This window comes from Enterobacter sp. JJBC, from assembly GCF_036936505.1.
Taxonomy (GTDB): domain Bacteria; phylum Pseudomonadota; class Gammaproteobacteria; order Enterobacterales; family Enterobacteriaceae; genus Enterobacter; species Enterobacter hormaechei_C.
In genome coordinates, this window is the sequence record NZ_CP136935.1 from 3,345,434 (window position 1) to 3,369,990 (window position 24,557).

Genomic DNA, 24,557 nt, shown 5'->3' on the forward strand with positions numbered 1-24,557 from the left:
AGACTGTGCAGGATTTTACTGGGAGTTGCAAGTGAGGGCGAGCGCCCTCACCTGCATACGCATCAACCTTCGTTGTGCATCTCTAAGCTTTCGAGATCGTTTTGCAGCTGGACGGCTTTCGCATCGTCGTTACGCAGAGAATCCAGATAGTCGAGATACTGCTGGTCAACGTCTTTCGTCACGTAGATCCCATTGAATACTGAGCATTCGAACTGCTGAATATCCGGGTTCTCGGCGCGCACCGCGTCGATCAGATCGTTCAGATCCTGGAAAATCAGACCGTCGGCACCGATGATCTGCCGGATTTCGTCTACTTCACGACCGTGAGCAATCAGCTCGTTAGCGGTTGGCATATCAATGCCATACACGTTCGGGAAGCGAATTTCCGGCGCTGCGGAGGCAAGATACACTTTCTTCGCCCCGGCCTCACGCGCCATCTCGATGATCTGCTCAGACGTCGTGCCGCGCACAATGGAGTCGTCCACCAGCAGCACGTTCTTGTCGCGGAACTCGGCGCGGTTAGCGTTCAGCTTACGACGTACTGACTTACGACGCAGCTGCTGGCCCGGCATGATAAAGGTGCGGCCCACGTAGCGGTTTTTCACGAAGCCCTGACGGTACGGCTTGTCCAGAATACGGGCAATCTCCAGCGCGATATCACAGGAGGTTTCAGGGATTGGGATGACGACGTCGATGTCGAGATCGTCCCACTCGCGGGCAATCTTCTCGCCCAGCTTCGTCCCCATATTGACGCGCGCGCTGTAAACGGAAATCTTGTCGATGAACGAGTCCGGACGCGCGAAGTAAACGTATTCGAACAGGCACGGGTTGCTCACCGGATTGTCGGCGCACTGACGGGTAAACAGCTGGCCCTTCTCAGTGATGTAGACCGCTTCGCCTGGCGCGACATCACGCAGGAATTCGAAGCCCAGAGTATCCAGCGCCACGCTTTCGGAGGCAACCATGTACTCGGAACGGCCATCGCCGAGATCACGTTTGCCGAGCACCAGCGGGCGAATGCCGTTTGGATCGCGGAAGGCTACCATGCCATGACCGATGATCATCGCCACGCAAGCATACGCGCCACGGATCTGGCGATTAGTCGCGGCAACGGCAGCAAAAATGTTGTCTGCTTCCAGCGGATAATGGCGGAAGTTATCCAGCTCGCTGGCAAAGATATTGAGCAGGATTTCAGAATCAGAGGTGGTGTTAATGTGGCGACGTTTCTCTTCAAACAGCTTTTTACGCAGCTCGTGGGCATTGGTCAGATTGCCATTGTGGGCAAGCGTGATGCCATACGGGGAGTTAACGTAAAAAGGCTGAGCCTCAGAGGCGCTGGAACTGCCAGCAGTAGGATAACGAACGTGACCGATCCCCATATTACCTTGCAGACGCTGCATATGGCGGGCTTCAAATACATCGTTTACCAGGCCGTTCGCCTTGCGTAAACGGAAGCAGTTGTTTGCATCAATGGTGATGATACCCGCAGCATCCTGCCCACGGTGCTGAAGCACCGTTAACGCGTCATAAATCGACTGGTTTACCGGCATGAAACCGGCGATACCGACAATACCGCACATTCGTCTTTTCCTCGTTAAGCCACATCTCAGGGTTTATGCCCTGGGCAAGAAACTCGACGAGCTTTGCAGATAGTCAAAGAACCATCTGATGATGAAGCTGAACTCCGGAATGAGCTGCGATTTTTGCCAGTCTTCACTTTTGGAGAACCCGGTAAAGGTATCCAGGAAGAACAGGATCGCGGCCACAATGAGCACGCCTCGCAACGCGCCGAAACAGATGCCGAGCACCCTGTCCGTTCCTGACAGACCGGTTTTCTCGACCAGCTGACCTATCACGTAATTGACGATAGCGCCGACAATCAGCGTCGCGATAAACAGCACCGCGATGGCGATTCCGTTTCGGACCAGTTCATCTTCAAAGCCCGTGAACCAGACAGACAGGTAAGTGTAGTAATGACTGGCAACAAAGAAAGCACAACCCCAGGTTACCAGCGATAACGCTTCACGAACAAAGCCACGGATCAGGCTAACCAGACAGGAAAAACCAATCACCGCAATGATGGCGTAATCAATCCAGACCATATGTGTCCCACGATTTAACGCCCTGTCATCCAGTTCGGGGCGAATTCTAACAGAAAAAGAAAACGTTTGCGTAGGGATTTCCTTCCCACGCGTAAATAAAAAAGGCGCTGAAAAAATGCTCAACGCCCCGCACCTTTGACGTTTCTGTGAACGTCTGCCTCCCCCTCACCTCGGCCCTCTCCCTCAAGGGAGAGGGAGTAAACCGACCCCTCGCCCCTTTAGGGGGAGGGCCAGGGTGAGGGGATAATTTCTATCAGTTGGCGCTGTAGTTCATCACCACACCGCTCAGGCCGGAGATTTGCTTCAGCTCGCCAAGCGAACCTTTGAGCTTATCTTTCGACGCATCCGGCCCCACGAGGATACGCGTAATTTTACCCTGTACCGGCGTGGTGGGTGAAGTATAAACACGGTATCCCGCGCCGCGCAGTTTACTCACGATCTCATTGACCTTATCTGCATTTTTCAACGCACCGAGCTGAACGACATAGGCTTTGCCGGTAGGGGCCGCGTCCTGTTTTGCCTGCGGTGGCGTTTCTGAAGCGGCTGCCAGTTGCTCGGCCGCTTTATCCCGCTGCGGTTTCGGCTGCGGCTTCTCCACCGGTTTCGGCTTCTCAACAGGCTTAGGCTGTTCTACCGGCACCGGATCAATCTCGATGTTATTGTTCGTCGCCAGGCGCGAGGGATCGAGCGACGGCGCGGCTGCATCACCTGCGCGCACCTCTTCCGCTGCGCCTTCTGGCGGCTGGGCAGGCAGCGCCTGCGTTGCCGCTGGCAACATATCGGGCTCGTCGCGATCGCCCGGTTTGGGTACCAGCGGAATGGCCGCAAATTCATCCTGGTAATGCTTTTTCTGCCCGTCGAGCAATCCCGGGAGAATAATCACCCCGAGCGCGACCAGCACAATGGTTCCTGTTAAACGGTTCTGAAACTTACTCGCCACCGGTTCTCCCCGCGTCCATCACTTCCATGACATGTGCCACCGTGTGGAATGACCCACACACCAGCACGGTATCTTCTGGTTTAGCCTCCGCCATCGCGGCACGCCAGGCCGAAACCACACTGCTGTAGATTTCGCCTTTGCCGAGATGTTCCATCAACTGCTCAGCAGTCGCGCCGCGCGGCCCTTCCAGAGGAGCACAATACCAGCTATCGACCACACTCTCCATGCAGGCCAGCGTGCCGCCGATATCTTTATCATGAAGCATACCGATAACCGCCAGCACGCGCCCGGTTTTTGGTAACGATTTGAGACGTCCTGCGAGGTACGCCGCCGCATGCGGGTTATGTGCAACATCCAGAATCAGACGCGGTGACTCACTCACAATCTGAAAACGTCCTGGTAACAGTGCGTTCTGAATGCCATCGCGGATTGCCTGCTCGCTTACCGCTAATCCGCTGGCGCGCAGGGCTGCCAGCGCAGTCGCCGCGTTAGGCTGTGGCACCTGCGGCAGGGGCAGACTCTCCAGCACGCCCTCCGCATCGCTGAAGCGCCAGCCGTTGTCCTGCACCTCATACTGCCAGTCCACGCCGCGACGCAGCAGACGAGCGCCCTTCTCTTTCGCTACCTCAGCGATGGTATGTGGCATGTCCGGTTCGCCTACCACGGCAGGCTTATTGGCCCGGAAAATACCGGCCTTCTCACGGCCAATGCTCTCGCGGTCCGGGCCCAGCCAGTCGGTGTGATCCAGCGCGATGCTGGTGACGACGGCGACATCCGCATCCACCATATTGGTGGCATCCAGACGCCCGCCCAGCCCCACTTCCAGGATCACCACGTCCAGCTGCGCCTGCTTAAACAGCCACAGCGCCGACAGGGTGCCATATTCGAAATAGGTTAATGAGGTTTCGCCGCGCGCCGCTTCGATAGCGGCAAACGACGCCGTATGGGCCGATTCCGCCAGCTCGGTGTTTTGCACCCGCACGCGCTCGGTATAGCGCACCAGATGCGGCGAGCTGTAAACGCCAACTTTGTACCCCGCCGCCATCAGGACAGATTCCAGCGTGCGGCAGGTGGTGCCTTTACCGTTAGTGCCGGCGACGGTAAACACGAAAGGCGCGGGTTTCAGCACGTCAAGACGCGCGGCAACCTGGCTTACGCGCTCAAGGCCCATGTCGATAGTTTTACTGTGCAGGTTTTCCAGATAAGAAAGCCACGCGGCCAGGGGCGACGTGGCTTGAGGAATGCTTTTATTTTCCATGATGCCCGGTTGTCATTAACGGTTTAGAAAGCAAAAGGGCAGCGCCATTCGGCCCTGCCCTTTTCAGTTATCAGGCCTCGGGTTCCTGATCCGGTACCACCACGCCTTCGCGCGGCTCGTCCGGGTTAGGCGCTGGCAGATTCATCAGCTTCGCCAGAATGCTGGCCAGTTTCAGGCGCATTTCCGGACGGCGGACGATCATATCGATAGCGCCTTTCTCAATGAGGAACTCACTGCGCTGGAAGCCCGGCGGCAGTTTCTCACGTACGGTCTGCTCGATAACGCGAGGACCGGCAAAGCCGATCAGCGCTTTTGGCTCCGCGATGTTCAGGTCGCCCAGCATGGCGAAGCTTGCAGAAACGCCGCCCATGGTTGGGTCGGTCAGTACCGAAATGTACGGCAGACCGCGCTCCTGCATTTTCGCCAGCGCCGCAGAGGTTTTCGCCATCTGCATCAGGGACATTAGCGCTTCCTGCATACGTGCGCCACCGGAGGCGGAGAAGCAGATCAGCGGGCAGTTGTCTTCCAGCGCCTGCTCAACGGCACGCACGAAACGCGCGCCGACCACGGAGCCCATTGAGCCGCCCATAAAGGAGAACTCAAACGCAGCGGCAACCACCGGCATTTCATGCAGGGTGCCCTTCATGACGATTAGCGCGTCTTTCTCGCCGGTCTCTTTCTGCGCAGAGGCCAGACGATCTTTGTATTTTTTGGAGTCGCGGAACTTGAGCACATCTTTTGGCTCCAGTTCGCTGCCCAGTTCTACCAGAGAACCTTCGTCCAGCAGGCTATGCAGGCGGTTGCGCGCCGACATACGCATATGGTGGTCACACTTCGGACACACCTCAAGATTGCGTTCCAGCTCTGCGCGATACAGAACCTGGCCGCAGCTATCACACTTCGTCCATACCCCTTCAGGAATGCTCGCTTTACGCGTTGGGGTAATGTTGCTTTTAATTCGTTCAATCCAGCTCATTGATAACCTTTCTGCCTGAACCTGGTCGTATGCCAGTTTTGCTGTAAGAGGCGAATAATGCCATTTTTGCCTCCAACAGACCATGAATGTTGCACATTAAAACATAACAGCCCGAAACTTTGGATAAAAAAGTGGTCGAACCGCCAGCGTGCATTTACTTCGCTTGCTTTGCCGCCGCGCGTTTGTGACGGATAATTTCGATGACGCCAGGCAGTACGGAAAGCACAATAATCGCTACAATCAGTAACTTAAGGTTTTCCTGAACCACCGGCAGATCGCCAAACAGGTAGCCTGCATAGGTGAACAGCAGCACCCACAGCAGCGCGCCCACCACGTTGTACATGGCAAAATGACGATAGGACATGTGACCCATTCCCGCCACAAACGGTGCAAATGTACGCACAATAGGCACAAAACGGGCAAGGATAATGGTCTTACCGCCATGGCGCTCATAGAACGCATGGGTCTTATCTAAATAACTGCGGCGGAAAATCTTCGAGTCCGGATTACTGAACAACCGCTCGCCAAACACCCGCCCGATGGTGTAGTTGACCGCATCACCAACAATCGCGGCGATGATCATCAGGACGACCATCAGATGGACATTCAGGTCATTCGTTGGCAGTGCGGATAACGCGCCCGCCACGAACAGCAGTGAATCTCCAGGCAGGAACGGCGTAACCACAAGGCCGGTTTCACAGAACAGAATGAGGAACAGAATGGCGTAAACCCAGACGCCGTACTGCGCGACCAGCTCCGCCAGGTGAACATCAATATGCAGGATGAAATCAATCAGAAAACGTATTACGTCCATATTGTCTAAGCCCTAATTGCACCTTTGTTTAGTCCGCTAAAAACAGCGGGCCCATTGGCGGTTTTGGCAGGTCGAACCGGTCCGGATAATCCACCGAAACCAGATACAGCCCTTCCGCTTTCGCCGTTGCTGCCGCAAGCGTTCTGTCCTTCGCTGCAAGCAGTTCTGCAATCCAGCTCTCCGGCTGGTGTCCGGCGCCCACTTCCATCAGGCTGCCCACAATATTCCGCACCATATGATGTACAAAGGCATTGGCTTTGATATCCACCACCACATACGCGCCATACCGACTGACGTTAATGTGCATGACGTTACGCCACGGCGTACGGGACTGACACTGCACCGCACGAAACGACGTAAAATCATTCTCTCCAATCAGACACTGCGCCGCACGCTGCATACGTTCTGCATCCAGCGGTTCATAAAAATGCGTCACGCCCTGGCTTAACACCGCCGGGCGCAGGCGCTGGTTATAGATGACATAACGGTAGCGCCGCGCCGTCGCGCTGAAACGCGCGTGAAAATCATCCGGCACAGCTTTCACCCAACGCACGGCAATGTCACCAGGCAAATTCGCATTTACACCCAGCGTCCAGGCCGCGTCTTTGCGCACGGCGGTGGTGTCAAAATGCACCACCTGCCCCGTGCCGTGAACGCCGGCATCGGTGCGGCCCGCGCAGAAGACGCTTATCGGTTCATTCGCTACCTGAGAGAGCGCTTTCTCCAGCTTCTCCTGGACGCTGCGCACCTCATTCTGCCGCTGCCAGCCATAGTATTTACTGCCATCGTATTCAATGCCGAGGGCAATTCTGTGGACCGGCTTTTGTTCCACATCTGACATCAGTACAGATACTCCTGCACCAGTTTTTCCGCGATTTTGACCGCCATCAGCGCGCCGCCGAAACGCACGTTGTCGGCAACAGACCAGAACTGCACCTGCTCAGGCATACCGTAATCGTTACGCACACAGCCCACAGAGAGATGCGCGCTGCCGGTGGCGTCGCCCACCTGCGTCGGGAATTCGCTCTCTTCGGACAGGACAATGTCCTCTCCGCGGCCAAACGCGTCGCGGGCTTCTTCAGCCGCCAGCGGACGCAGGGCTTCAAACCCGACCATCTGCGCGTGGCCGTAAAAGACCGGAGACTGCACGACATTCGCGGAGATCATCAGCCCGTCATCCTGCAAAATTTTGCGTGCTTCATCGACGATACGACGCTCTTCCCGCACCGAACCTTCACGATCCGGCAGTAGCGGCAGCATGTTGAACGCCAGCTGGCGGCCAAAGAAATCATCTTCGTCGATCGGGATACCGTTCAGCAGCTTCGCGCTCTGCCCTGCCAGTGCGTCTACGGCTTTTTTGCCGTTAGCGGAGGCTGACAGCAGGCTGGTCACGGAAATACGCGACAGGCCACCGTCGTCGATCAGCGGCTTCAGCGCGGTCAGCAGCTGGCTGGTGAGGCTGTTCGGTACTGCAATGATGTTGCGGTTGCGGTAGTCAGCCAGCACAAACGGGTTGACGTCCGGCACCACCAGCGGCACATCCGGCTCCAGGGAGAACAGGCCGCTCAGGTCGATCACCAGACAGCCTGAATTTGTCGCTTCTTCAATGTAAGACGCCGTGGCTTGCGCACCTGCGGCAAAAAACGCCAGCTGAGCCTGCGTCCAGTCAAACGCGGCGGCGTCCTGCACCATCAAGGATTTCCCGCCGAAACGCAGCTGTTCTCCTGCGCTGTCGGTACGCGCCAGTGCGTAAATCTCACCCACCGGGAACTGACGCTCAGCAAGGGTTTCAAGCAGGGCTTCGCCCACGGCGCCAGTGGCACCCAAAATGGCAATGTTCCAGCCTTCAGACATGGTGGTTTACTCCAGAAATAAAAAGCGTCCCTGCCGGAACATCCGACAGGGAGCATTAAGAAGACATTAACGTGCCGGGTGGTGAACGGCGTTAAATCCCAGTTTATGCAGCAGCCCCGCCGCTGACGCGTCATCGCACATGACATACAGGGAAGACCACTCGCGGCGCTCAAGGTAATTTTTGCGTAGCTTGTCAAACTCACCCGGAATACCCGCCACTTTACGCAGCAGCGCGTCATCGCGGCGCACATCATACACCAAATGCACCAGTCTTTTCAGCGTTGCCTCATCCAGCAGGCCATGAAGGGTAATGCGGCCAAATTCCGGGGCGGGCAGCAGCGTATCCAGCGCCACCTGCTGCGGATGGCCGATAAAGGCGCTGTAAGCCTCAAACACCTGGGTTGTGCCACGCGCTTTGCCTTCAAGGGTATAACCCGCGATATGTGCGGTACCCACGTCTACCTTATCCAGCAATGCGACGTTGAGATCAGGCTCTGGCTCCCAGACGTCCAGCACGACGCTAAGCTCTTGTCCTTCATCGAGACATGCCAGCAGCGCCGCGTTATCCACCACCGGTCCCCGGCAGGCATTTATCAGAATAGTGCCAGCCTTCAGACGGCGGATCAGCTTTTCGTCGGCCAGGTGCAGGGTCTTATACGGCCCCTCTTTAAAGAGCGGCGTATGGAAGGTGATGACGTCGCACTCGTCGACCAGCTCATCCAGCGTGCGGAAGTCGCCTTCATCACCGTTATCCTTACGCGGCGGATCGCACAGCAGGGTGCGGATTCCCCAGGCTTCCAGACGCTTTTGCAGACGTCCGCCCACGTTGCCCACCCCCACAATCCCGACGGTGCGGTCTTTCAGCGTAAAACCATCGCGCTCGGCCAGCATCAATAGCGAGGAGAAAACATATTCCACGACGGCAATGGCGTTACAGCCTGGCGCCGCGGAAAAACCAATCCCCGCTTGCTTAAGCCACTGGTCATCCACATGATCGGTCCCGGCCGTTGCCGTCCCGACAAATTTAACCCCTTTGCCGGTGAGCAGCGCCTCATTTACTTTAGTCACCGAGCGCACCATCAGGGCGTCTGCATCGTCCAGTTCGCTGACCGGAATCGGGCGACCAGGGACAGCCTTAACCTCACCCAGGCGGCTGAACAGCTCACGGGCGTAAGGCATATTTTCATCAACGAGGATTTTCACGTCTGAGTACCTGTTTGAGAGGAAGTAAACCTACCAAGTGTGCCATAATCTCGCCGCCGGGCATATATCTCCGCCCGGTTACGCAGAGTTTGACTTTAAGGATTTTTGACGATGCAGCCCATTTCAGGTACGCCTCCGCGCCCTCCGGGTGAAGGCCCCGTAACGCCCAACACGCCAGGCGAACAACCGCTCTCCACGCAGCAACGCACCGTACTGGAGCGTCTGATCACGCGTCTTATTGCGTTGACCTCACAGCAAAACGCAGAGGTGTGGGCCGGCGTGAAGCACGATTTGGGCGTCAGAAACGATGCGCCGCTACAGTCGCGCCATTTCCCTGCCGCCGAACAAAACCTGAACCAGCGTCTTACCAGCGCACAGCAGCAACATACCACCCGCCAGATTATCTCGCAGCTGACCGAGCTGTTGGGCCAGGGGAATAATCGCCAGGCGGTGAGTGATTTTATCCGTCAACAGTACGGTCATACCGCCCTGAGCCAGCTTTCGCCGGAACAGCTGAAAACCGTGTTGACCCTGCTGCAAAGCAATCAGCTTTCTATCCCGCAGCCGCAACAGCGCCCGTCTACAGAACGGCCATTGCAGCCTGCGGAGCATAATACGCTCAAGCAGATGGTCACTAAGCTGGCTGCCGCAACCGGCGAACCAACAAAGCTTATCTGGCAATCCATGCTGGAACTTTCCGGTGTGAAAGCGGGCGAGATGATCCCGGCAAAACAGTTTACCCATCTGGTCACCTGGCTCCAGGCGCGTCAGACGCTCAGCACCCAGAGCGCCCCGACCCTGCACAGCGTACAGGCGGCGCTGAAACAACCGCTGGAACCGCACGAGTTCGATACGATCCGGGATTACGCTCAGCAGAGCTGGCAGGCTACGCCGCAAACGGTGCTGACCACCGCCCAGGTGCAGGATGTGCTCAATCAGATCTTCGTTCGCCGCGCCGAGCGGGAAGGCGGCGTGCCGGAGGTAAGAAACATTCAGCCGATCTACAACCCGCTGTTTGCCCCCGTAGTTGATACGTTCAAAACGCTTTCTGCCCGTCCGGGATTGATGTTGATCGCGTTGGTGATTGCGCTGGCGATTTTCTGGCTGGTTGCGTGAGGATTTGCCCGGTGGCGCTTCGCTTACCGGGTCTACAACGGCTCGAACCGTAGGCCGGGTAAGGCGAAGCCGCCACCCGGCAACATACTACCGCTTGCGAAACGCCACCATCGTCACCACAATCCCCACCACCGCTGACACCGCACCGGCGAGAAATACGGAAGGATAGCCAAACGACGTTGCAAGCAGCCCCGCCAGCGGCCCGGTGATGCCGTATGAGATATCCTGAAACGCCGCATAGCCGCCCAGCGCCGTGCCGCGCACCTGCGGAGCCACGCGCTTCACCACTTCAACGCCCAGCGCCGGGAAGATCAGCGAGCAGCCGCAGCCGGTTAACGCCGCACCCAGCAGCGCAACGGATGCAGAGGGCGCCTGCCAGAGCAGTACCAGACCCACGGTCTCAATGACAAGTGACGACACGGCCACCTTCACGCCGCCAAAGCGATCCGGCATCCAGCCAAACAGCACGCGCATCAATACAAACGCGCCGCCAAAGGCCGTCAGCGTAAAGCCCGCCATCGCCCAGCCGCGGCTCATGAAATAGAGGGAGACAAAGGTACCAATAACCGCGAAGCCCACCCCCTGAAGCGCCAGCCCAAGCCCCGGCTGCCAGATTTGCCCCACCACGCTCCACAGCGAAGGACGCTCGCCTTTATGGGCGGGCACCTTACGCACCGAACCGTTAAACGCCCACGCCAGCAGCGGCAATACCATGGTGGTGCCTGCCAGCGCCGCAAAACCAAACTGGCTGTGGATCAGCAGCCCCAGCGGCGCGCCTGCCGCCAGTGCGCCGTAAATCGCCATCCCGTTCCAGGACATCACTTTTCCGGAACGCGCAGGTCCCACCAGCCCCATTCCCCAGGTCAGGGTGCCGGTCAGCAGCTGGCTTTCGCCAAAGCCGAGGATCAGGCGCCCTACCACCAGCAGCGCGAATTTATACGCTGCATCTATTGGCAACAGCGCCGCCAGCAGCCAGGCTCCCCCCGCCAGCCCGCAGGCAAACATGCCCTGCAACGCCGAGCGTTTTGCGCCGTGCTGATCCGCCAGGCGACCGGCGTAGCCCCGGGTTAATACCGTCGCTAAAAACTGAATGCCCACCGCAATGCCGACCATGGTGTTGCCATAGCCCAGCTCCTGGTGAACGAACAAGGGGATCACCGGCAGCGGCAGGCCAACGGTCATATAGGTCAGAAACACCGCAAAGGCGATGCGGAAAAGGGAAAGGTTCCCGGAAGGAGCGCTCTTCTCAGGGGTAACAGCCTTCATGCATAACTCCGTGTTCAGGCATAAAAAAAGGGAGCCGCGCGGCTCCCTTCTACTATACCTTCAAACGCTTACGCTTTCAGCTTACGCATCACCAGCGTGGCGTTAGTGCCGCCGAAACCGAAGCTGTTGGACATAACGGTCGTCAGCTCACGTTCGGTGGTTTCAGTCACGATGTTCAGGCCAGCCGCCTGCTCGTCCATCTCTTCGATGTTGATGCTTGGCGCGATAAAGCCGTTTTCCAGCATCAGCAGAGAGTAGATCGCTTCCTGCACGCCCGCCGCACCCAGAGAGTGACCGGTCATGGCTTTGGTTGCAGAGATAGCCGGGCTGTTGTCGCCGAACACTTCACGGATCGCACCCAGCTCTTTCACGTCGCCTACCGGCGTTGAGGTGCCGTGGGAGTTCAGGTAGTCGATTGGAGTATCAACACCGTGCATCGCCATCTTCATGCAGCGCACCGCGCCTTCACCGGATGGAGCAACCATGTCAGCGCCGTCAGACGTTGCGCCGTAGCCCACGATCTCAGCATAGATGTGCGCGCCACGCGCCAGCGCGTGTTCCAGCTCTTCAACCACAACCATACCGCCGCCGCCAGCGATAACAAAACCGTCGCGGTGTGCATCATAAGTACGGGACGCTTTGTCTGGCGTTTCGTTGTATTTGGTGGACAGTGCGCCCATCGCGTCGAACTCACAGGCCATTTCCCAGCCCAGCTCTTCGCCGCCGCCAGCAAATACGATGTCCTGTTTGCCCAGTTGGATCTGCTCAACCGCATTACCGATACAGTGTGCGGAGGTCGCACATGCGGAGCTGATGGAGTAGTTCACACCGTGGATTTTGAACGGCGTTGCCAGGCACGCGGAAACCGCTGAACCCATGGCTTTGGTCACAACATATGGACCGACCGCTTTCAGGCCGCGCGGGCTGCGCATGGCGTCAGCACCGAACACCTGAGCTTTAGAAGAACCGCCGGAACCTGCAATCAGGCCCACGCGTGGGTTGTTCTGGTAAATGTCTTCGCTCAGACCAGAATCCTTGATCGCTTCCTGCATGGAAAGATAGGCGTAGATAGAGGCATCGTTCATGAAACGAACCACTTTACGGTCAATTAAACCGGTGGTGTCCAGTTTAACGTTACCCCATACGTGGCTACGCATTCCAGAATCTTTAAACTCTTCAGAGAAAGTGATCCCGGAGCGTCCTTCACGCAGAGATGCCAGGACTTCCTGCTGGTTATTACCGATGCTGGAAACGATGCCCAGGCCAGTAATCACTGCACGTTTCATTCAATACCTCTGTAAGTCGCACTATAAAAAGTTTCGAGTCGCACAATAGCGTACACTTGTACGCCGAACAAGTCCGATCAGCCATTTTCTGTGGAAATTTGCACCGATGGGCTCACATCGCTAAGATCGTGCCACTGCCTGTCGGACGAGTAACTTACGTGAAACAAAACGCCATACAACCTGCCAACCTCGAATTCAACGCTGAGGGTACACCTGTTTCCCGAGATTTTGATGACGTCTACTTTTCTAATGATAACGGACTGGAAGAGACGCGCTATGTTTTCCTCGACGGAAATCATCTCGGCACCCGCTTCCCTGAGCATCCGCGCAGGCTGTTCGTCGTGGCGGAGAGCGGTTTCGGCACCGGGCTGAATTTTCTGACCCTCTGGCAGGCGTTCGATTGTTTTCGCGCTGCATACCCCGAGGCTACCTTACAAAGATTACATTTCATCAGTTTCGAAAAATTTCCGCTTACCGCGCACGATCTGCGGCTTGCCCATCAGCGCTGGCCGGAGCTTGCCCACTGGGCGGAACAGCTTCAGACCCAGTGGCCACCGGCTATCGGCGGCTGTCATCGTCTGATTCTGGATGACGGACGCGTCACCCTCGACCTGTGGCTGGGCGATATTAACGACCTGACCGATAAGCTTGATGACTCAATGAATCAGAAAGTGGACGCCTGGTTCCTGGACGGTTTTGCGCCCGCTAAAAACCCGGACATGTGGAGCCCGCACCTGTTCAGCGCCATGGCACGTCTGGCGCGCCCGGGCGCGACGCTTGCTACCTTCACCTCCGCGGGCTTTGTCCGTCGTGGGTTGCAGGAGGCGGGGTTTACCATGCGGAAAACCAAAGGCTTTGGCCGCAAACGCGACATGCTGGTCGGGGTGATGGAACAGGATCTGGCGATCCCGGCGCAGGCCCCCTGGTTTGCCCGCCGCGCCAGCACCTCGCGTGAGGTCGCTATTGTGGGCGGGGGTATTGCCAGCGCCCTGCTCTCGCTGGCGCTGCTGCACCGTGGCTGGCAGGTGACGCTCTACTGCGCTGACGAGGCACCGGCGACGGGCGCATCAGGCAACCGTCAGGGCGCGCTTTATCCCTTATTAAGTGCACACGATCCGGCACTGTTCCAGTTCTTCCCGGCGGCGTTTACGTTTGCTCGCCGCCTTTACGATAGCCTGCCGGTTGCGTTCGACCACGACTGGTGCGGCGTGACGCAGCTCGGCTGGGACGAGAAGAGCCAGCAGAAAATCACACAAATGCTGTCGCTGGGGCTGCCGGAGGACATCGCCCATGCAGTGACGGCACAGCAGGTTGCTGAGACCGCTGGTGTCGACACCGGCTGCGGCGGAATTCAGTATCCACTCGGCGGCTGGCTATGTCCGGCTGAACTGACTTCTGCGGCGATAGCCCTCGGGCAGTCGCGTGGGTTGACAGTGCATTATGCCCATAAGGTTCAATCGCTAAGCCGCACTGCGCACTGGGAACTGCGTTTCGCTGACGGTAAAGAGGCGCAGCATGCCAGCGTTGTACTGGCCAACGGACATCACATCACTCAGTTTACCCAGACAGCGTCATTGCCGGTTTATCCAGTCGGCGGCCAGGTGAGCCATATCCCGACCGCGCCCGAACTGAGCAAACTGCGTCAGGTGCTGTGTTACGACGGCTACCTGACGCCGCAAAATCCCTCCAACGGCCATCACTGCATCGGCGCCAGCTACCATCGCGGTGAAACAGATATGCAGTACAGCGAAGCGGATCAGCAGCAAAACCGACAGCGCCTGGTCGACTGTTTTCCGGATGCGTCGTGGGCGAAAGAGGTTGATGTCAGTGAGGGTCAGGCGCGCTGCGGCGTACGCTGCGCGACCCGCGATCACCTGCCGATGGCGGGAAACGTGCCGGACTATGACGCCACGCTTGAAGTCTATCAGGATCTTGCAGACAGCAAAGAAACGGCGGTAAGTGCGCCCGTTCACCCCGAGCTGTTTATGCTGGGTGGCTTAGGCTCGCGGGGATTGTGCTCCGCGCCGCTGCTGGCTGAAGCGTTAGCCGCGCAAATGAGCGACGAGCCGGTTCCGCTGGACAGGGTTACGCTCGCGGGGCTGAATCCAAACCGACTGTGGGTGCGGAAATTGCTGAAGGGGAAAATGGTCAAGTAGGGTGCGGTCTGGTGCCCTCACCCCGGCCCTCTCCCTGTGGGAGAGGGCGGTGATACACTTACTTCGCTTTCGCCTGCTGGAACAAATTATCCCACATGCCCAGCACTAAAGACTGGTCGCGCGGAGAGAGTTCCCCGGCCTGAATAGCGTTTTCCAGGCTGCGAGTGACTTCCGCGTGAACGGCGTCGGCAGAGTGATCGTCCCCGGCTTCCAGCGCGGCTACCGCCAGCGTCAGGTGACCACGCAGATAACCGCTGGCGAACAGCTCATCATCACTGGCGTGTTCCACCATGTCATCAATTAACGCCAGAATGCGTGATTCAAATTCTGCGATCATCTTCTTTCCTCTGTTAAAGATCTTCCGGCCACGGGAAGCGTTCCGCCGTGATCTCCGGCGTGTGGTAATAATTCTGTAAAGCCTCGATCAGGCGTGCCGGACGTGCCGGGATGCCTTTCTCAAGATATTCCATCACCTGCGCATGAACGCGGCGCTGGAAGACGATACGGTCTGGCTCGAAGTCGCCTTCGAGGTTGTCACAGCTCACGTTGAACGGGAAACCCGCCGCCACGCAGAACAGCCATTCCAGCGCCTGGGGTTTCACCTCCACATCTTCAAACTGCCCCTGGGTGGCGGCGTCGCGCCCGTCCGGGCAGTACCAGTAACCAAAGTCCACCAGCTCGCGACGCGCTTTCCCGGCGATACACCAGTGCGAAATTTCGTGCAAACCGCTGGCGTAAAAGCCGTGGGCAAAGATGATGCGGTTATACGGAACCTCGTCATCAGCTGGAAGATAGATCGGTTCGTCGTCGCCTTTAATCAGACGGGTATTAAAATCATCAGCAAAACAGCTATCAAAGATCTCAATCAGCTGTTCGTAGTTATGCGTACTGTTCATTAGTTCATCCCCAACCAGGTGAGGATCTCCTGTCCATGGCTGTCATAAAGAAGTTTGGCGCTCATCACCGCCGAGACGACAACAATCATCGGGCGGATCAGCTTTTGCCCTTTGCTTAATACCAGACGCGAGCCTGCGCGCGCGCCCAAAAACTGCCCTGCCATCATCACAAACCCGGTTGCCCAGATAACCTTGCCGCCAATGATAAACAGCAGCAGACCGCCAACGTTGGAGGTCGCGTTGAGGACTTTGGCGTGGGCGGTGGATTTGGCGAGGTTGAACCCGGCCAGCGTCACGAATGCCAGCGCGTAAAACGAGCCTGCCCCCGGGCCAAAGAAGCCATCGTAAAAACCGACGCAGCCACCGGCGATCAGCGCAAACGGCAGGCCGTGAAGGCGACGCTGTCGATCTTCTTCCCCGAGCTTTGGCATGAGTAAGAAATAGAGGCCGATACAGATAACCAGCAGCGGCAGGATCTGGCGCAGAATGTCGGACTGTACGTGCTGGACCAGCAGCGCGCCCGCCGTTGAGCCAATAAACGTCATCAGGATATTGAGCTTCTGATCGGCGAGATTCACAACTTTACGCCGAATGAAATAGAGCGACGAGGAGAGCGAACCGCCGCATGCCTGGAGTTTGTTGGTGGCAAGCGCCTGGGCAGGGCTCATGCCTGCCGCCAGCAACGCCGGAACGGTGAGCAACCCGCCGCCGCCCGCCAGGGCATCGATAAATCCGGCTAACATTGCAACAAAAAAGAGCACCGCCAGCAGCAGCGGTGACACCATGAACAGGTCGACGAAATTATCCATTAAAGTACATGCTCATCCAGTAGCGCCTGGCAGGAAGGCGGCAACGGAGGCGGTGTCTTCTTCTCAGGCTTAGAGGTTCCAGGCTTGGCTGGTTCAAACCAGCTTTGCAGTTCGTAACCACAACCATCGCCAGGCGGTGGCAGCGGCTGATCTTCACATTCCAGGCTGTTCGCCGGGCAGCGCAGGCGAACATGCATATGGGCACGATGCTGGAACCACGGGCGCACTTTACGCAACCAGTCGCGATCCGTTCCCGCATCCAGGCAAAGCTGCTGCTTGATGGCCGGATTAACAAAGATCCGCGTGACGTCGTTATCCTTTGCCGCCAGCTTAATCATGCTGGAAATTTCCGGCGACCATCGCGAGGCGACGACACGTTTACCGTCGGCCGAGACCAGATCCAGCGCCTGCGGTTTCAGCAGTTGCGCTGAGCTCCAGCGCGTTTTCGGCAATTGCAGGAAGATATCCACATCCAGTCCGGTCTGGTGGCTGGCGTGACCGCCGTTAAAGCGGCCACCGGCAGGCATCCCCATATCGCCAATCAGCATCGTGCCCAGCCCCAGATTATGCACCTGGTTGCCAAGACGCTGAATAAAAAGCACCAGGTCAGGATGGCCGAAATAACGGCGCTGGTCGGTGCGCATCACCTGATAGGTATCCGATTGCAGCGGAAGTTCCTGCGCGCCGACGATACACCCGTTGGAGAAAGCGCCAATGGACTGCGCGCTCCCCGCTACCGGGTGGGTGATTTTCTGCCACGGCGTAGCGGCCAGGCTTGCTCCACTGGCCAGCAGCGCCAGCAGAGCGATTGCGGTTTTTTTCATAGTTACCAGCGTGGAATGGTGGTCGTCACATCCGCATTCTGCGCGCGCTGGCGCAGGAAGTGATCCATCAGCACGATCGCCAGCATCGCTTCTGCGATCGGTACCGCGCGGATCCCCACGCACGGATCGTGACGCCCTTTGGTGATCATCTCAACTTCATCGCCAGCGCGGTTAATCGTGTGGCCCGGCACGGTAATGCTGGACGTGGGCTTCAGCGCGATATTGGCAATAATTTGCTGCCCGCTGCTGATGCCGCCCAGAATGCCGCCCGCATGGTTGCTCTGGAAACCCGCCTTCGTGATTTCGTCGCGGTTCTGGCTGCCGCGAAGCTTAACCACGTCAAAACCGTCGCCGATTTCAACGCCTTTCACCGCGTTGATGCTCATCAGCGCGTGGGCGATGTCGGCGTCAAGGCGGTCAAATACCGGCTCGCCCCAGCCAGCCGGCACGCCGTCGGCTACCACGGTGACTTTCGCACCAATGGAATCGCCCTCTTTTTTCAGGCCACGCATCAGCTCATCCAGCGCGTCCAGCTTGTCGGCATCGGCGCAGAAGAACGGGTTAAGTTCTACCTGATCCCAGTCTTTGATTGCCAGCGGAATGTCGCCCATCTGGGTCAGACAGCCGCGGATAACGATGCCGAATTTCTGCTGGAGATATTTTTTGGCAATCGCCCCTGCCGCCACGCGCATCGCGGTTTCACGTGCGGAAGAACGTCCGCCGCCGCGATAGTCGCGAAAGCCATATTTTTGTTCGTAGGTGTAATCAGCGTGGCCCGGACGGAAGACGTCTTTAATCGCGCCGTAGTCCTGAGAACGCTGATCGGTGTTTTCAATCAGCAGACCAATGCTGGTCCCGGTGGTACGGCCTTCAAATACGCCGGAGAGAATTTTGACCTGGTCCGGCTCGCGACGCTGCGTGGTGTAGCGAGAGGTACCCGGACGCCGACGGTCAAGGTCATGCTGTAAATCGGCTTCGGTCAGTTCGATGCCTGGCGGGACGCCATCAACGATACAACCCAGTGCCAGACCGTGCGACTCGCCAAAGGTGGTCACACGGAATACCTGTCCAATACTGTTTCCTGCCATCACGGCTCCGATGTTGTTGTTTGTGTTTGAGCGTTGTGAAACGGGCCGAAGCCCGCTGGATTAATCTTTGTAAATACTGAAGTATTCGCGTGCATCAAGCAGCTGCGCCTTGGTCAGCATAAAGACGCCGTCACCGCCGTTGTCGAACTCAAGCCAGGTGAACGGCACATCCGGGTACTGCTCTATCAGATGTACCATGCTGTTGCCCACTTCACAAATCAGAACGCCGTCGTCGGTCAGATAATCCGGCGCGCAGGCCAGGATGCGGCGGGTCAGCTTCAGCCCGTCAGAGCCGGACGCCAGACCCAGCTCCGGCTCGTGACGGTACTCGTTCGGCAGGTCGGACATGTCTTCTGCATCCACGTACGGCGGATTGGTGACGATCAGGTCGTATTGCAGCGTCGGCAGGTCGCGGAACAGGTCAGAGCGGATAGGCGTGACGTGATGAATCAGCCCGTGCTCTTCAATGTTGTGTTCGGTGACGGCCAGCGCGTCGGTGGAGATATCGACGGCGTCCACTTCCGCTTCCGGGAAGGCGTACGCGCAGGCAATGGCGATGCAGCCGCTGCCGGTGCACATATCAAGAATGTGCTGCGGCTGATGGTTAATCAGGCCGTCAAAGTGGTTGTTGATCAGCTCGCCAATCGGCGAGCGCGGCACCAGCACGCGTTCATCAACATAGAACTCATGGCCGCAGAACCAGGCTTTGTTGGTCAGGTAAGCCACCGGAATGCGCTCGTTCACGCGACGGATCACGCGCTCAACGATGCGGTGTTTTTCGCTGGAGGTCAGGCGCGCGGTGCGCATGTCTTCCGGAATATCCAGCGGCAGATAGAGAGACGGCAGCACCAGCTGAACGGCCTCATCCCACGGGTTATCCGTACCGTGGCCGTACCAGATATTGGCGGCGCTGAAGCGGCTAACCGACCAGCGCAACATGTCCTGTATGGTATGCAGCTCGTTTACTGCTTCATCGACAAAAATTTTATCCACTCTTTCCTCCAGGGCATGCTCGCATAATTTTCGGCGGCTAGTTTGCCATGAAGACGGCGATAAATCAGCAATGACGCGTGTCGCTTGAGGTTAAAAAATGCGTTTAGTCGGGTACACTATCGGAAATACGAGATGAGAATGACGAATGAAAAAGAAAACATCGCTCAGCGAGGAGGATCAGGCTCTCTTCCGTCAGCTGATGACCGGGACGCGACAAATCACGCACGACACCATTGTCCATCGCCCGCAGCGTAAAAAAGTCAGCGAGGTTCCGGTCAAACGTCTGCTCCAGGAGCAGGCCGATAACAGCCACTATTTTTCAGATGAGTTTCAGCCGCTGCTCAATACTCAGGGTGCGGTGAAATACGTGCGCGAAGACGTCAGCCATTTTGAACTGAAAAAATTACGCCGGGGAGATTACTCGCCGGAGCTGTTCCTCGATCTGCATGGGTTGACCCAGATGCAGGCGAAACAGGAGCTGGGGGCGTTGATCGCGGCATGTCGTCGCGAGCATGTTTTTTGCGCCTGCGTAATGCACGGCCACGGCAAACATATTCTTAAGCAACAGACACCGCTGTGGCTGGCTCAGCACCCGCACGTGATGGCGTTTCATCAGGCACCCAAAGAGTACGGCGGAGATGCCGCATTGCTGGTATTGATTGAAGTGGAGGAGTGGCAGCCGCCAGAGTTGCCCTGACAGGATGGCGGGAGGCACGCTGCACCCCGCCATATCGCACGTCACGTCAGATGGCTTTTGCCATCTTCAGGTTGCACGGACTCATTTGCCAGTTAAAGACCCCTTTGCCGGTTTCGTCGAGGGTGACGTTGGCAATGGCGGACGTAGTGAACATCGGTGGCGTTTCGCCCGGGCACAGCTCAGATACCAGATAGCCGACCAGCGGCAGGTGGGAAATGACCAGTGCGGAAGCGACACCTTCATTGCACAGCGCCTGAAGGTAAGCACTGACAAGGCCAACATCGCCACACGGCGTGAGTTCAGGGAGCACATCCACACTGGATGGCAGGTTCATACACTCCCCTACCACATCCAGCGTCTGTTCTGCCCGCAGGAACGGACTCACCAGAACGCGTTCAATGTCCACTTTTTGACCTTTAAGCCATGTTGCCATCTGACGGGATTCGTCGCAGCCACAGACGGTTAAAGGACGTACTGAGTCACTGGCGGCATCGAGTGCCGCGTCGCCGTGACGCATGATAAAAACTTGCATATTGCACCGCTTTTGTTAACCAGAATCACCGGCGTTAACTACCCGCGATTAATGCTCTGAGGTAGAAAACCCGATGGCCGGGCATTGTGCCTGATCCATTCGGTGAATGAAACGCTGTTTTTTACCTCAATGGCGTAAGTATAGTCAATCTCTGTTTACAATTTCGCCAGAACAGGTTCCATCACCTCAGGATTTACCCTTCTTTGACTTCAGTTTACGCAATCAGTTTCCCTTACGGGCCAGAATGTCTGACCCCGTTCCGCCATCTGCAATAATTCGTCACAAGGTGTAAACCGTGGACCATATTGCGAGGCCAGACGTTGCAGAATCGCAACCACTTCACCCGCCCCGAGGGTATCCATATACCGGAACGGACCGCCAAGGAATGGCGGAAAACCGATACCAAACACGGCGCCGATGTCGCCGTCGCGTGCGCTCTTGATCACCTGCTCACCAAAGCAGCGCGCCGCTTCATTGAGCATCATCATTACGCAGCGCTCAGCACACTGAACCGCCGACAATTTTGCCTGACCCGTGACAGGAATAAGCGCATAAACCGAAGGGTCGACCTGTTTCTTGCTTTTACGCCCTTTCGCGGCGTAAAGATAGAAACCGCGTTCATTTTTTCTGCCTTTGCGATCGTCCTTCAAAATTGCAGAAACAAAGTTTGCAGGCGGCGCAAAACGATCGCCATAAGCCGCTTCCAGCACAGGGATAATTTTAGTCCCCGTATCAATTCCTACCTCATCCAAAAGTTGGATTGGGCCGACGGGGAAACCAAACTTCACCAGAGCGTCATCGACGTGCTCAATTTTCTCCCCTTCCGTCAGCAACCGCATCGCTTCGTTAATGTACGGCGCCAGAATGCGGTTGACGTAGAAGCCGGCTTTGTCCGCGACCACAATCGGGGTTTTGCCCTGTTTTTTCGCCAGTTTCACCACGGTGGCAATAGTTTGCGGGCTGGTTGTGGCATGCGGGATAACCTCCACCAGCGGCATTTTTTCGACAGGGCTGAAATAGTGCAGCCCTATTACCTTCTCCGGGCGCACGGCTTTCGCCGCGATGTCGCCGATCGGCAAAGACGAGGTGTTTGACGCGAAAATGGTGTGCGGCGCGCAGTGCTGTTCAACGTCCGCCACCATCTGCTGCTTAAGGGCCAGATCTTCGAACACGGCTTCAATCACCAGATCGCGGTGTGCAAACCCACTGTAGTCGGTGGCGCCAGTGATCATCGCGAGGGTTTTATCGCGCTCACTGGCCTTGATATGGCGGCGTTTCACTTTGCGATCAAGGTTCTGCCAGCTGTACTGCAACGCGTGGTTGATACCCTTAGGGTTGATATCTTTGATACGTACGGGCAATTTGCCTTTGCTGGCGGTGACAAATGCGATGCCGCCGCCCATCAGCCCACCACCCAGAACGCCAATGGCGCGCAGCGGAGCCGGTTCAGCTTCACTGCCCGGATCTTTTTTAACCTCCGTGCTGGCAAAGAAAATGCCGCGCAGCGCCTGCGACTGCGGCGTCATCGCCAGCTCGCCAAAGGCTTTCGCTTCCGCAGCATAACCGCTGCTGCTGCCCTGCGATAAACCGGTTTCAATCACCTTCAGAATGCGCGTCGCTGCCGGATAGTTCCCTTTGGTTTTTTGCTCGGTTTTTTTACCCACCATATTGAACAGCAGCGTGCGCCCCAGCGGCCCGGCGAGGATACGCTCGCGCACCGGCAGAGGGCGTTTCGCCTGACGACCTTTCAGCGCCCGCTCAACGGCGGCCTCAAGCAAGATGGCGTGCGGAACGACCTCATCAACCAGACCCGCCTTTAATGCCTGACGGGCGCGCAGCTGTTTACCGGTTAAAATCATCTCCAGCGCCGTACTGACGCCCACCAGACGCGGCAGGCGCTGCGTGCCACCTGAACCGGGCAGCAATCCAAGCTGTACCTCCGGCAGTCCGAGTACCGTTTTCGCATCGTCGGTACAAATGCGGCTGTGACAGGCCAGCGCCAGCTCAAGCCCACCGCCCAGGCAGGCCCCGTGGATCGCAGCGACAACGGGTATCGACAGCGCATGGATCTCCGCCATTACCTGCTGCCCCTGACGCGCCAGGTCTTCTGCTTCCTGAGCGCTTTTCGCCCGGGCAATCATGTTGATATCGGCCCCGGCAATAAAGTTATCCGGCTTTGCCGAGATAAATACCAGGCCACGTATCGCTTTGTTTTCGCGGATCTGTCTGAGCATCGCACGCACCTGAACGCCGAACTCGGCCTTCAGGGTGTTCATCTTTTCGTCGGGTACATCAATGGTGATAACAGCCACGTTATCAAGGCGAACAGCCAGGTTAAATGCAGATGTCGTTTCCATTATTCAGCCTCCAGAACCATTGCTGCACCCAGGCCGCCCGCCGCACAGGCGGTAACGAGACCAAAACCGCCGCCGCGGCGACGCAGCTCGTGCAAAGTCTGGGTTATCATTCTCGCGCCGGTCGCCGCAAATGGATGGCCGTAGGCGATGGATCCGCCAAGCACGTTAAACTTACTCTGATCCACTTCGCCGGTCGCGTGGGCGCGGCCCAGTACATCGCGCGCGAAGCGCTCGCTTGCCAGCAGCTGAATGTTTGCCAGGGTTTGTGCGGCAAAGGCTTCGTGCATATCGATCAGGGTTAAGTCAGCCAGCGTCAACCCCGCACGCTCCAGCGCCAGGGGCGTGGACCAGGCCGGACCGAGCAACATGTCCTGCCAGACATCAATGGCGGTAAAGGCGTAGCTACGCAAATAGCCCAGCGGTGTGATGCCAAGCTCTTTCGCCCGGGATTCCGTCATCAGGATCACGGCGGCGGCACCGTCCGTCAGTGGCGTACTGTTGGCCGCCGTAACGGTGCCATGTTTACGATCAAACGCCGGGCGCAGTTTTGCGTAATCCTCCAGCGTCGAGGTGCCACGGATATTGTTATCTTCCACCAGCGGTTCGCGGAAAGGCGGGATATAAGCCGTCATAACCTCGTCGGCAAGTTTGCCTTCCGACCAGGCCTTCGCAGCGAGCTGATGCGAGCGATGCGCCAGTGCATCCTGCTGTTCGCGGGTAATACCGTAGGTTTTTGCCATCTGCTCGGCTGTATCGCCCATGCGCAGGCCGGTGGAGTATTCAGCAACGGCAGGTGGCACGGGCATGAGGTCGCGCAGGCGTAAACGCGAGAAGAGTTTAAGCTTTGCACCGGTAGTGCGAGCTTTGTTGGCATCCACGAGGATGCGGGCCAGCTGTTTGCTGACGCCGATGGGCAGCACGGAGGAGGAATCCGCGCCGCCGGCGATCCCCGCGCGAATGGTCCCCGCCATCAGGCTTTCCGCCACGTTCGCCACCGCCTGGAAACTGGTGGCGCAGGCGCGGCTGACGCTGTAGGCGTCGGTATGAACATTCATGCCGGTACCCAGCACGATTTCACGCGCGATATTGGGTGCTTCCGGCATCTGCACCACCTGGCCGAAAACCAGTTGCTCAATAACCTCTGGCGGGATCTCGCTGCGAGCCAGCATCTCCCCCACCACCATTTTTCCCAGATCGACAGCCGGTATACCGTGAAACGCGGTTGCCTGACGCGCAAACGGCGTACGTAACCCGCTGATAATGGCAATGCGGTCACCGTGTCGGGTGATAAGCGGTAATGCCTGACTCATAACACTCCCCTGTAAAAAAATTTTGCGCGCACATTAAGTGGTCTGACCTGATAATAGTCTTAACTATTTTTTTACATTGA

General features: G+C 57.5%; 23 protein-coding genes. 3 read left to right on the forward strand and 20 right to left on the reverse strand.

All coding sequences use genetic code 11. The features are described from left to right. Window positions 1-62 precede the first annotated feature (62 nt). From purF to pdxB, 9 genes are all read right to left on the reverse strand, one after another. Window positions 63-1,580 carry an amidophosphoribosyltransferase gene (purF, locus tag RY075_RS16060; RefSeq protein ID WP_008502595.1) on the reverse strand — a complete coding sequence of 506 codons (1,518 nt, stop codon included), beginning with the start codon at window positions 1,578-1,580 and terminating at the stop codon, window positions 63-65. A 33-nt stretch (window positions 1,581-1,613) separates the two neighbouring features. Further along, the gene (cvpA, locus tag RY075_RS16065) at window positions 1,614-2,102 is read right to left on the reverse strand and encodes a colicin V production protein (protein ID WP_000262116.1); all 489 of its coding nucleotides are present in this window, start codon (window positions 2,100-2,102) and stop codon (window positions 1,614-1,616) included. A gap of 253 nt (window positions 2,103-2,355) precedes the next feature. Next, entirely contained in the window at window positions 2,356-3,042 is a 687-nt protein-coding gene (dedD, locus tag RY075_RS16070; RefSeq protein ID WP_003861412.1) for a cell division protein DedD, read from the reverse strand. Then, window positions 3,032-4,300 carry a bifunctional tetrahydrofolate synthase/dihydrofolate synthase gene (folC, locus tag RY075_RS16075; protein ID WP_232967505.1) on the reverse strand — a complete coding sequence of 423 codons (1,269 nt, stop codon included), beginning with the start codon at window positions 4,298-4,300 and terminating at the stop codon, window positions 3,032-3,034. Before folC ends, dedD begins: the two co-directional genes overlap by 11 nt. A gap of 70 nt (window positions 4,301-4,370) precedes the next feature. After that, a complete protein-coding gene (gene accD, locus RY075_RS16080) occupies window positions 4,371-5,276 on the reverse strand; it encodes an acetyl-CoA carboxylase, carboxyltransferase subunit beta (protein WP_003861408.1) in 906 nt (301 codons plus the stop codon). A 154-nt stretch (window positions 5,277-5,430) separates the two neighbouring features. Next, window positions 5,431-6,090, reverse strand: a complete 660-nt coding sequence (locus tag RY075_RS16085; RefSeq protein WP_003861406.1) for a DedA family protein — start codon at window positions 6,088-6,090, stop codon at window positions 5,431-5,433. A 28-nt stretch (window positions 6,091-6,118) separates the two neighbouring features. Beyond that, on the reverse strand, window positions 6,119-6,931 hold the full coding sequence (gene truA / locus RY075_RS16090; RefSeq protein ID WP_001286071.1) for a tRNA pseudouridine(38-40) synthase TruA: 813 nt from the start codon (window positions 6,929-6,931) through the stop codon (window positions 6,119-6,121). Further along, entirely contained in the window at window positions 6,931-7,944 is a 1,014-nt protein-coding gene (locus RY075_RS16095; RefSeq protein ID WP_003861403.1) for an aspartate-semialdehyde dehydrogenase, read from the reverse strand. Before RY075_RS16095 ends, truA begins: the two co-directional genes overlap by 1 nt. A gap of 66 nt (window positions 7,945-8,010) precedes the next feature. Further along, entirely contained in the window at window positions 8,011-9,147 is a 1,137-nt protein-coding gene (gene pdxB / locus RY075_RS16100) for a 4-phosphoerythronate dehydrogenase PdxB (RefSeq protein WP_023314591.1), read from the reverse strand. 111 nt (window positions 9,148-9,258) lie between these two features. On the opposite strand from pdxB, the gene flk reads away from it, so the two are divergent. Further along, entirely contained in the window at window positions 9,259-10,263 is a 1,005-nt protein-coding gene (flk, locus tag RY075_RS16105; RefSeq protein WP_003861399.1) for a flagella biosynthesis regulator Flk, read from the forward strand. 87 nt (window positions 10,264-10,350) lie between these two features. Here the strand turns inward: flk and RY075_RS16110 are convergent, their stop codons facing one another. Both RY075_RS16110 and fabB read right to left on the reverse strand, forming a co-directional pair. Continuing rightward, entirely contained in the window at window positions 10,351-11,529 is a 1,179-nt protein-coding gene (locus tag RY075_RS16110) for an MFS transporter (RefSeq protein WP_003861397.1), read from the reverse strand. Window positions 11,530-11,597: 68 nt separating this feature from the next. After that, the gene (fabB, locus tag RY075_RS16115) at window positions 11,598-12,815 is read right to left on the reverse strand and encodes a beta-ketoacyl-ACP synthase I (protein WP_338627836.1); all 1,218 of its coding nucleotides are present in this window, start codon (window positions 12,813-12,815) and stop codon (window positions 11,598-11,600) included. A gap of 158 nt (window positions 12,816-12,973) precedes the next feature. Between fabB and mnmC the strand changes: the two genes are divergently transcribed. After that, window positions 12,974-14,971 carry a bifunctional tRNA (5-methylaminomethyl-2-thiouridine)(34)-methyltransferase MnmD/FAD-dependent 5-carboxymethylaminomethyl-2-thiouridine(34) oxidoreductase MnmC gene (gene mnmC, locus RY075_RS16120; protein ID WP_058652824.1) on the forward strand — a complete coding sequence of 666 codons (1,998 nt, stop codon included), beginning with the start codon at window positions 12,974-12,976 and terminating at the stop codon, window positions 14,969-14,971. 58 nt (window positions 14,972-15,029) lie between these two features. On the opposite strand, the gene RY075_RS16125 is transcribed toward mnmC, so the two are convergent. From RY075_RS16125 to prmB, 6 genes are read right to left on the reverse strand one after another with little or no spacing between them, the layout of a single operon-like run. Next, a complete protein-coding gene (locus tag RY075_RS16125) occupies window positions 15,030-15,308 on the reverse strand; it encodes a YfcL family protein (protein WP_003861391.1) in 279 nt (92 codons plus the stop codon). A gap of 13 nt (window positions 15,309-15,321) precedes the next feature. Beyond that, entirely contained in the window at window positions 15,322-15,867 is a 546-nt protein-coding gene (locus RY075_RS16130) for an elongation factor P hydroxylase (protein ID WP_023314593.1), read from the reverse strand. Further along, entirely contained in the window at window positions 15,867-16,676 is an 810-nt protein-coding gene (locus RY075_RS16135) for a sulfite exporter TauE/SafE family protein (RefSeq protein ID WP_003861386.1), read from the reverse strand. The genes RY075_RS16130 and RY075_RS16135 overlap by 1 nt, the downstream gene beginning before the upstream one ends. Then, window positions 16,676-17,500: a penicillin-insensitive murein endopeptidase gene (gene mepA, locus RY075_RS16140; RefSeq protein ID WP_032659668.1), complete on the reverse strand. Its 825-nt coding sequence runs from the start codon at window positions 17,498-17,500 to the stop codon at window positions 16,676-16,678. The genes RY075_RS16135 and mepA overlap by 1 nt, the downstream gene beginning before the upstream one ends. A gap of 2 nt (window positions 17,501-17,502) precedes the next feature. Continuing rightward, window positions 17,503-18,588 (reverse strand): chorismate synthase, encoded by a 1,086-nt coding sequence (gene aroC / locus RY075_RS16145; protein ID WP_003861383.1) that lies wholly within the window; start codon window positions 18,586-18,588, stop codon window positions 17,503-17,505. Between the two features lie 60 nt (window positions 18,589-18,648). Next, window positions 18,649-19,581 (reverse strand): 50S ribosomal protein L3 N(5)-glutamine methyltransferase, encoded by a 933-nt coding sequence (gene prmB, locus RY075_RS16150; RefSeq protein WP_003861381.1) that lies wholly within the window; start codon window positions 19,579-19,581, stop codon window positions 18,649-18,651. Window positions 19,582-19,726: 145 nt separating this feature from the next. Between prmB and smrB the strand changes: the two genes are divergently transcribed. Continuing rightward, window positions 19,727-20,278, forward strand: a complete 552-nt coding sequence (smrB, locus tag RY075_RS16155; protein ID WP_015572246.1) for an endonuclease SmrB — start codon at window positions 19,727-19,729, stop codon at window positions 20,276-20,278. 46 nt (window positions 20,279-20,324) lie between these two features. Here the strand turns inward: smrB and sixA are convergent, their stop codons facing one another. The 3 genes from sixA to fadI all read right to left on the reverse strand — a co-directional run bounded on the left by sixA (window position 20,325) and on the right by fadI (window position 24,477). Beyond that, window positions 20,325-20,810 carry a phosphohistidine phosphatase SixA gene (sixA, locus tag RY075_RS16160; RefSeq protein WP_003861375.1) on the reverse strand — a complete coding sequence of 162 codons (486 nt, stop codon included), beginning with the start codon at window positions 20,808-20,810 and terminating at the stop codon, window positions 20,325-20,327. 209 nt (window positions 20,811-21,019) lie between these two features. After that, entirely contained in the window at window positions 21,020-23,167 is a 2,148-nt protein-coding gene (gene fadJ, locus RY075_RS16165) for a fatty acid oxidation complex subunit alpha FadJ (protein ID WP_032609762.1), read from the reverse strand. Beyond that, on the reverse strand, window positions 23,167-24,477 hold the full coding sequence (fadI, locus tag RY075_RS16170; protein ID WP_032609764.1) for an acetyl-CoA C-acyltransferase FadI: 1,311 nt from the start codon (window positions 24,475-24,477) through the stop codon (window positions 23,167-23,169). Before fadI ends, fadJ begins: the two co-directional genes overlap by 1 nt. Window positions 24,478-24,557 lie beyond the last annotated feature (80 nt).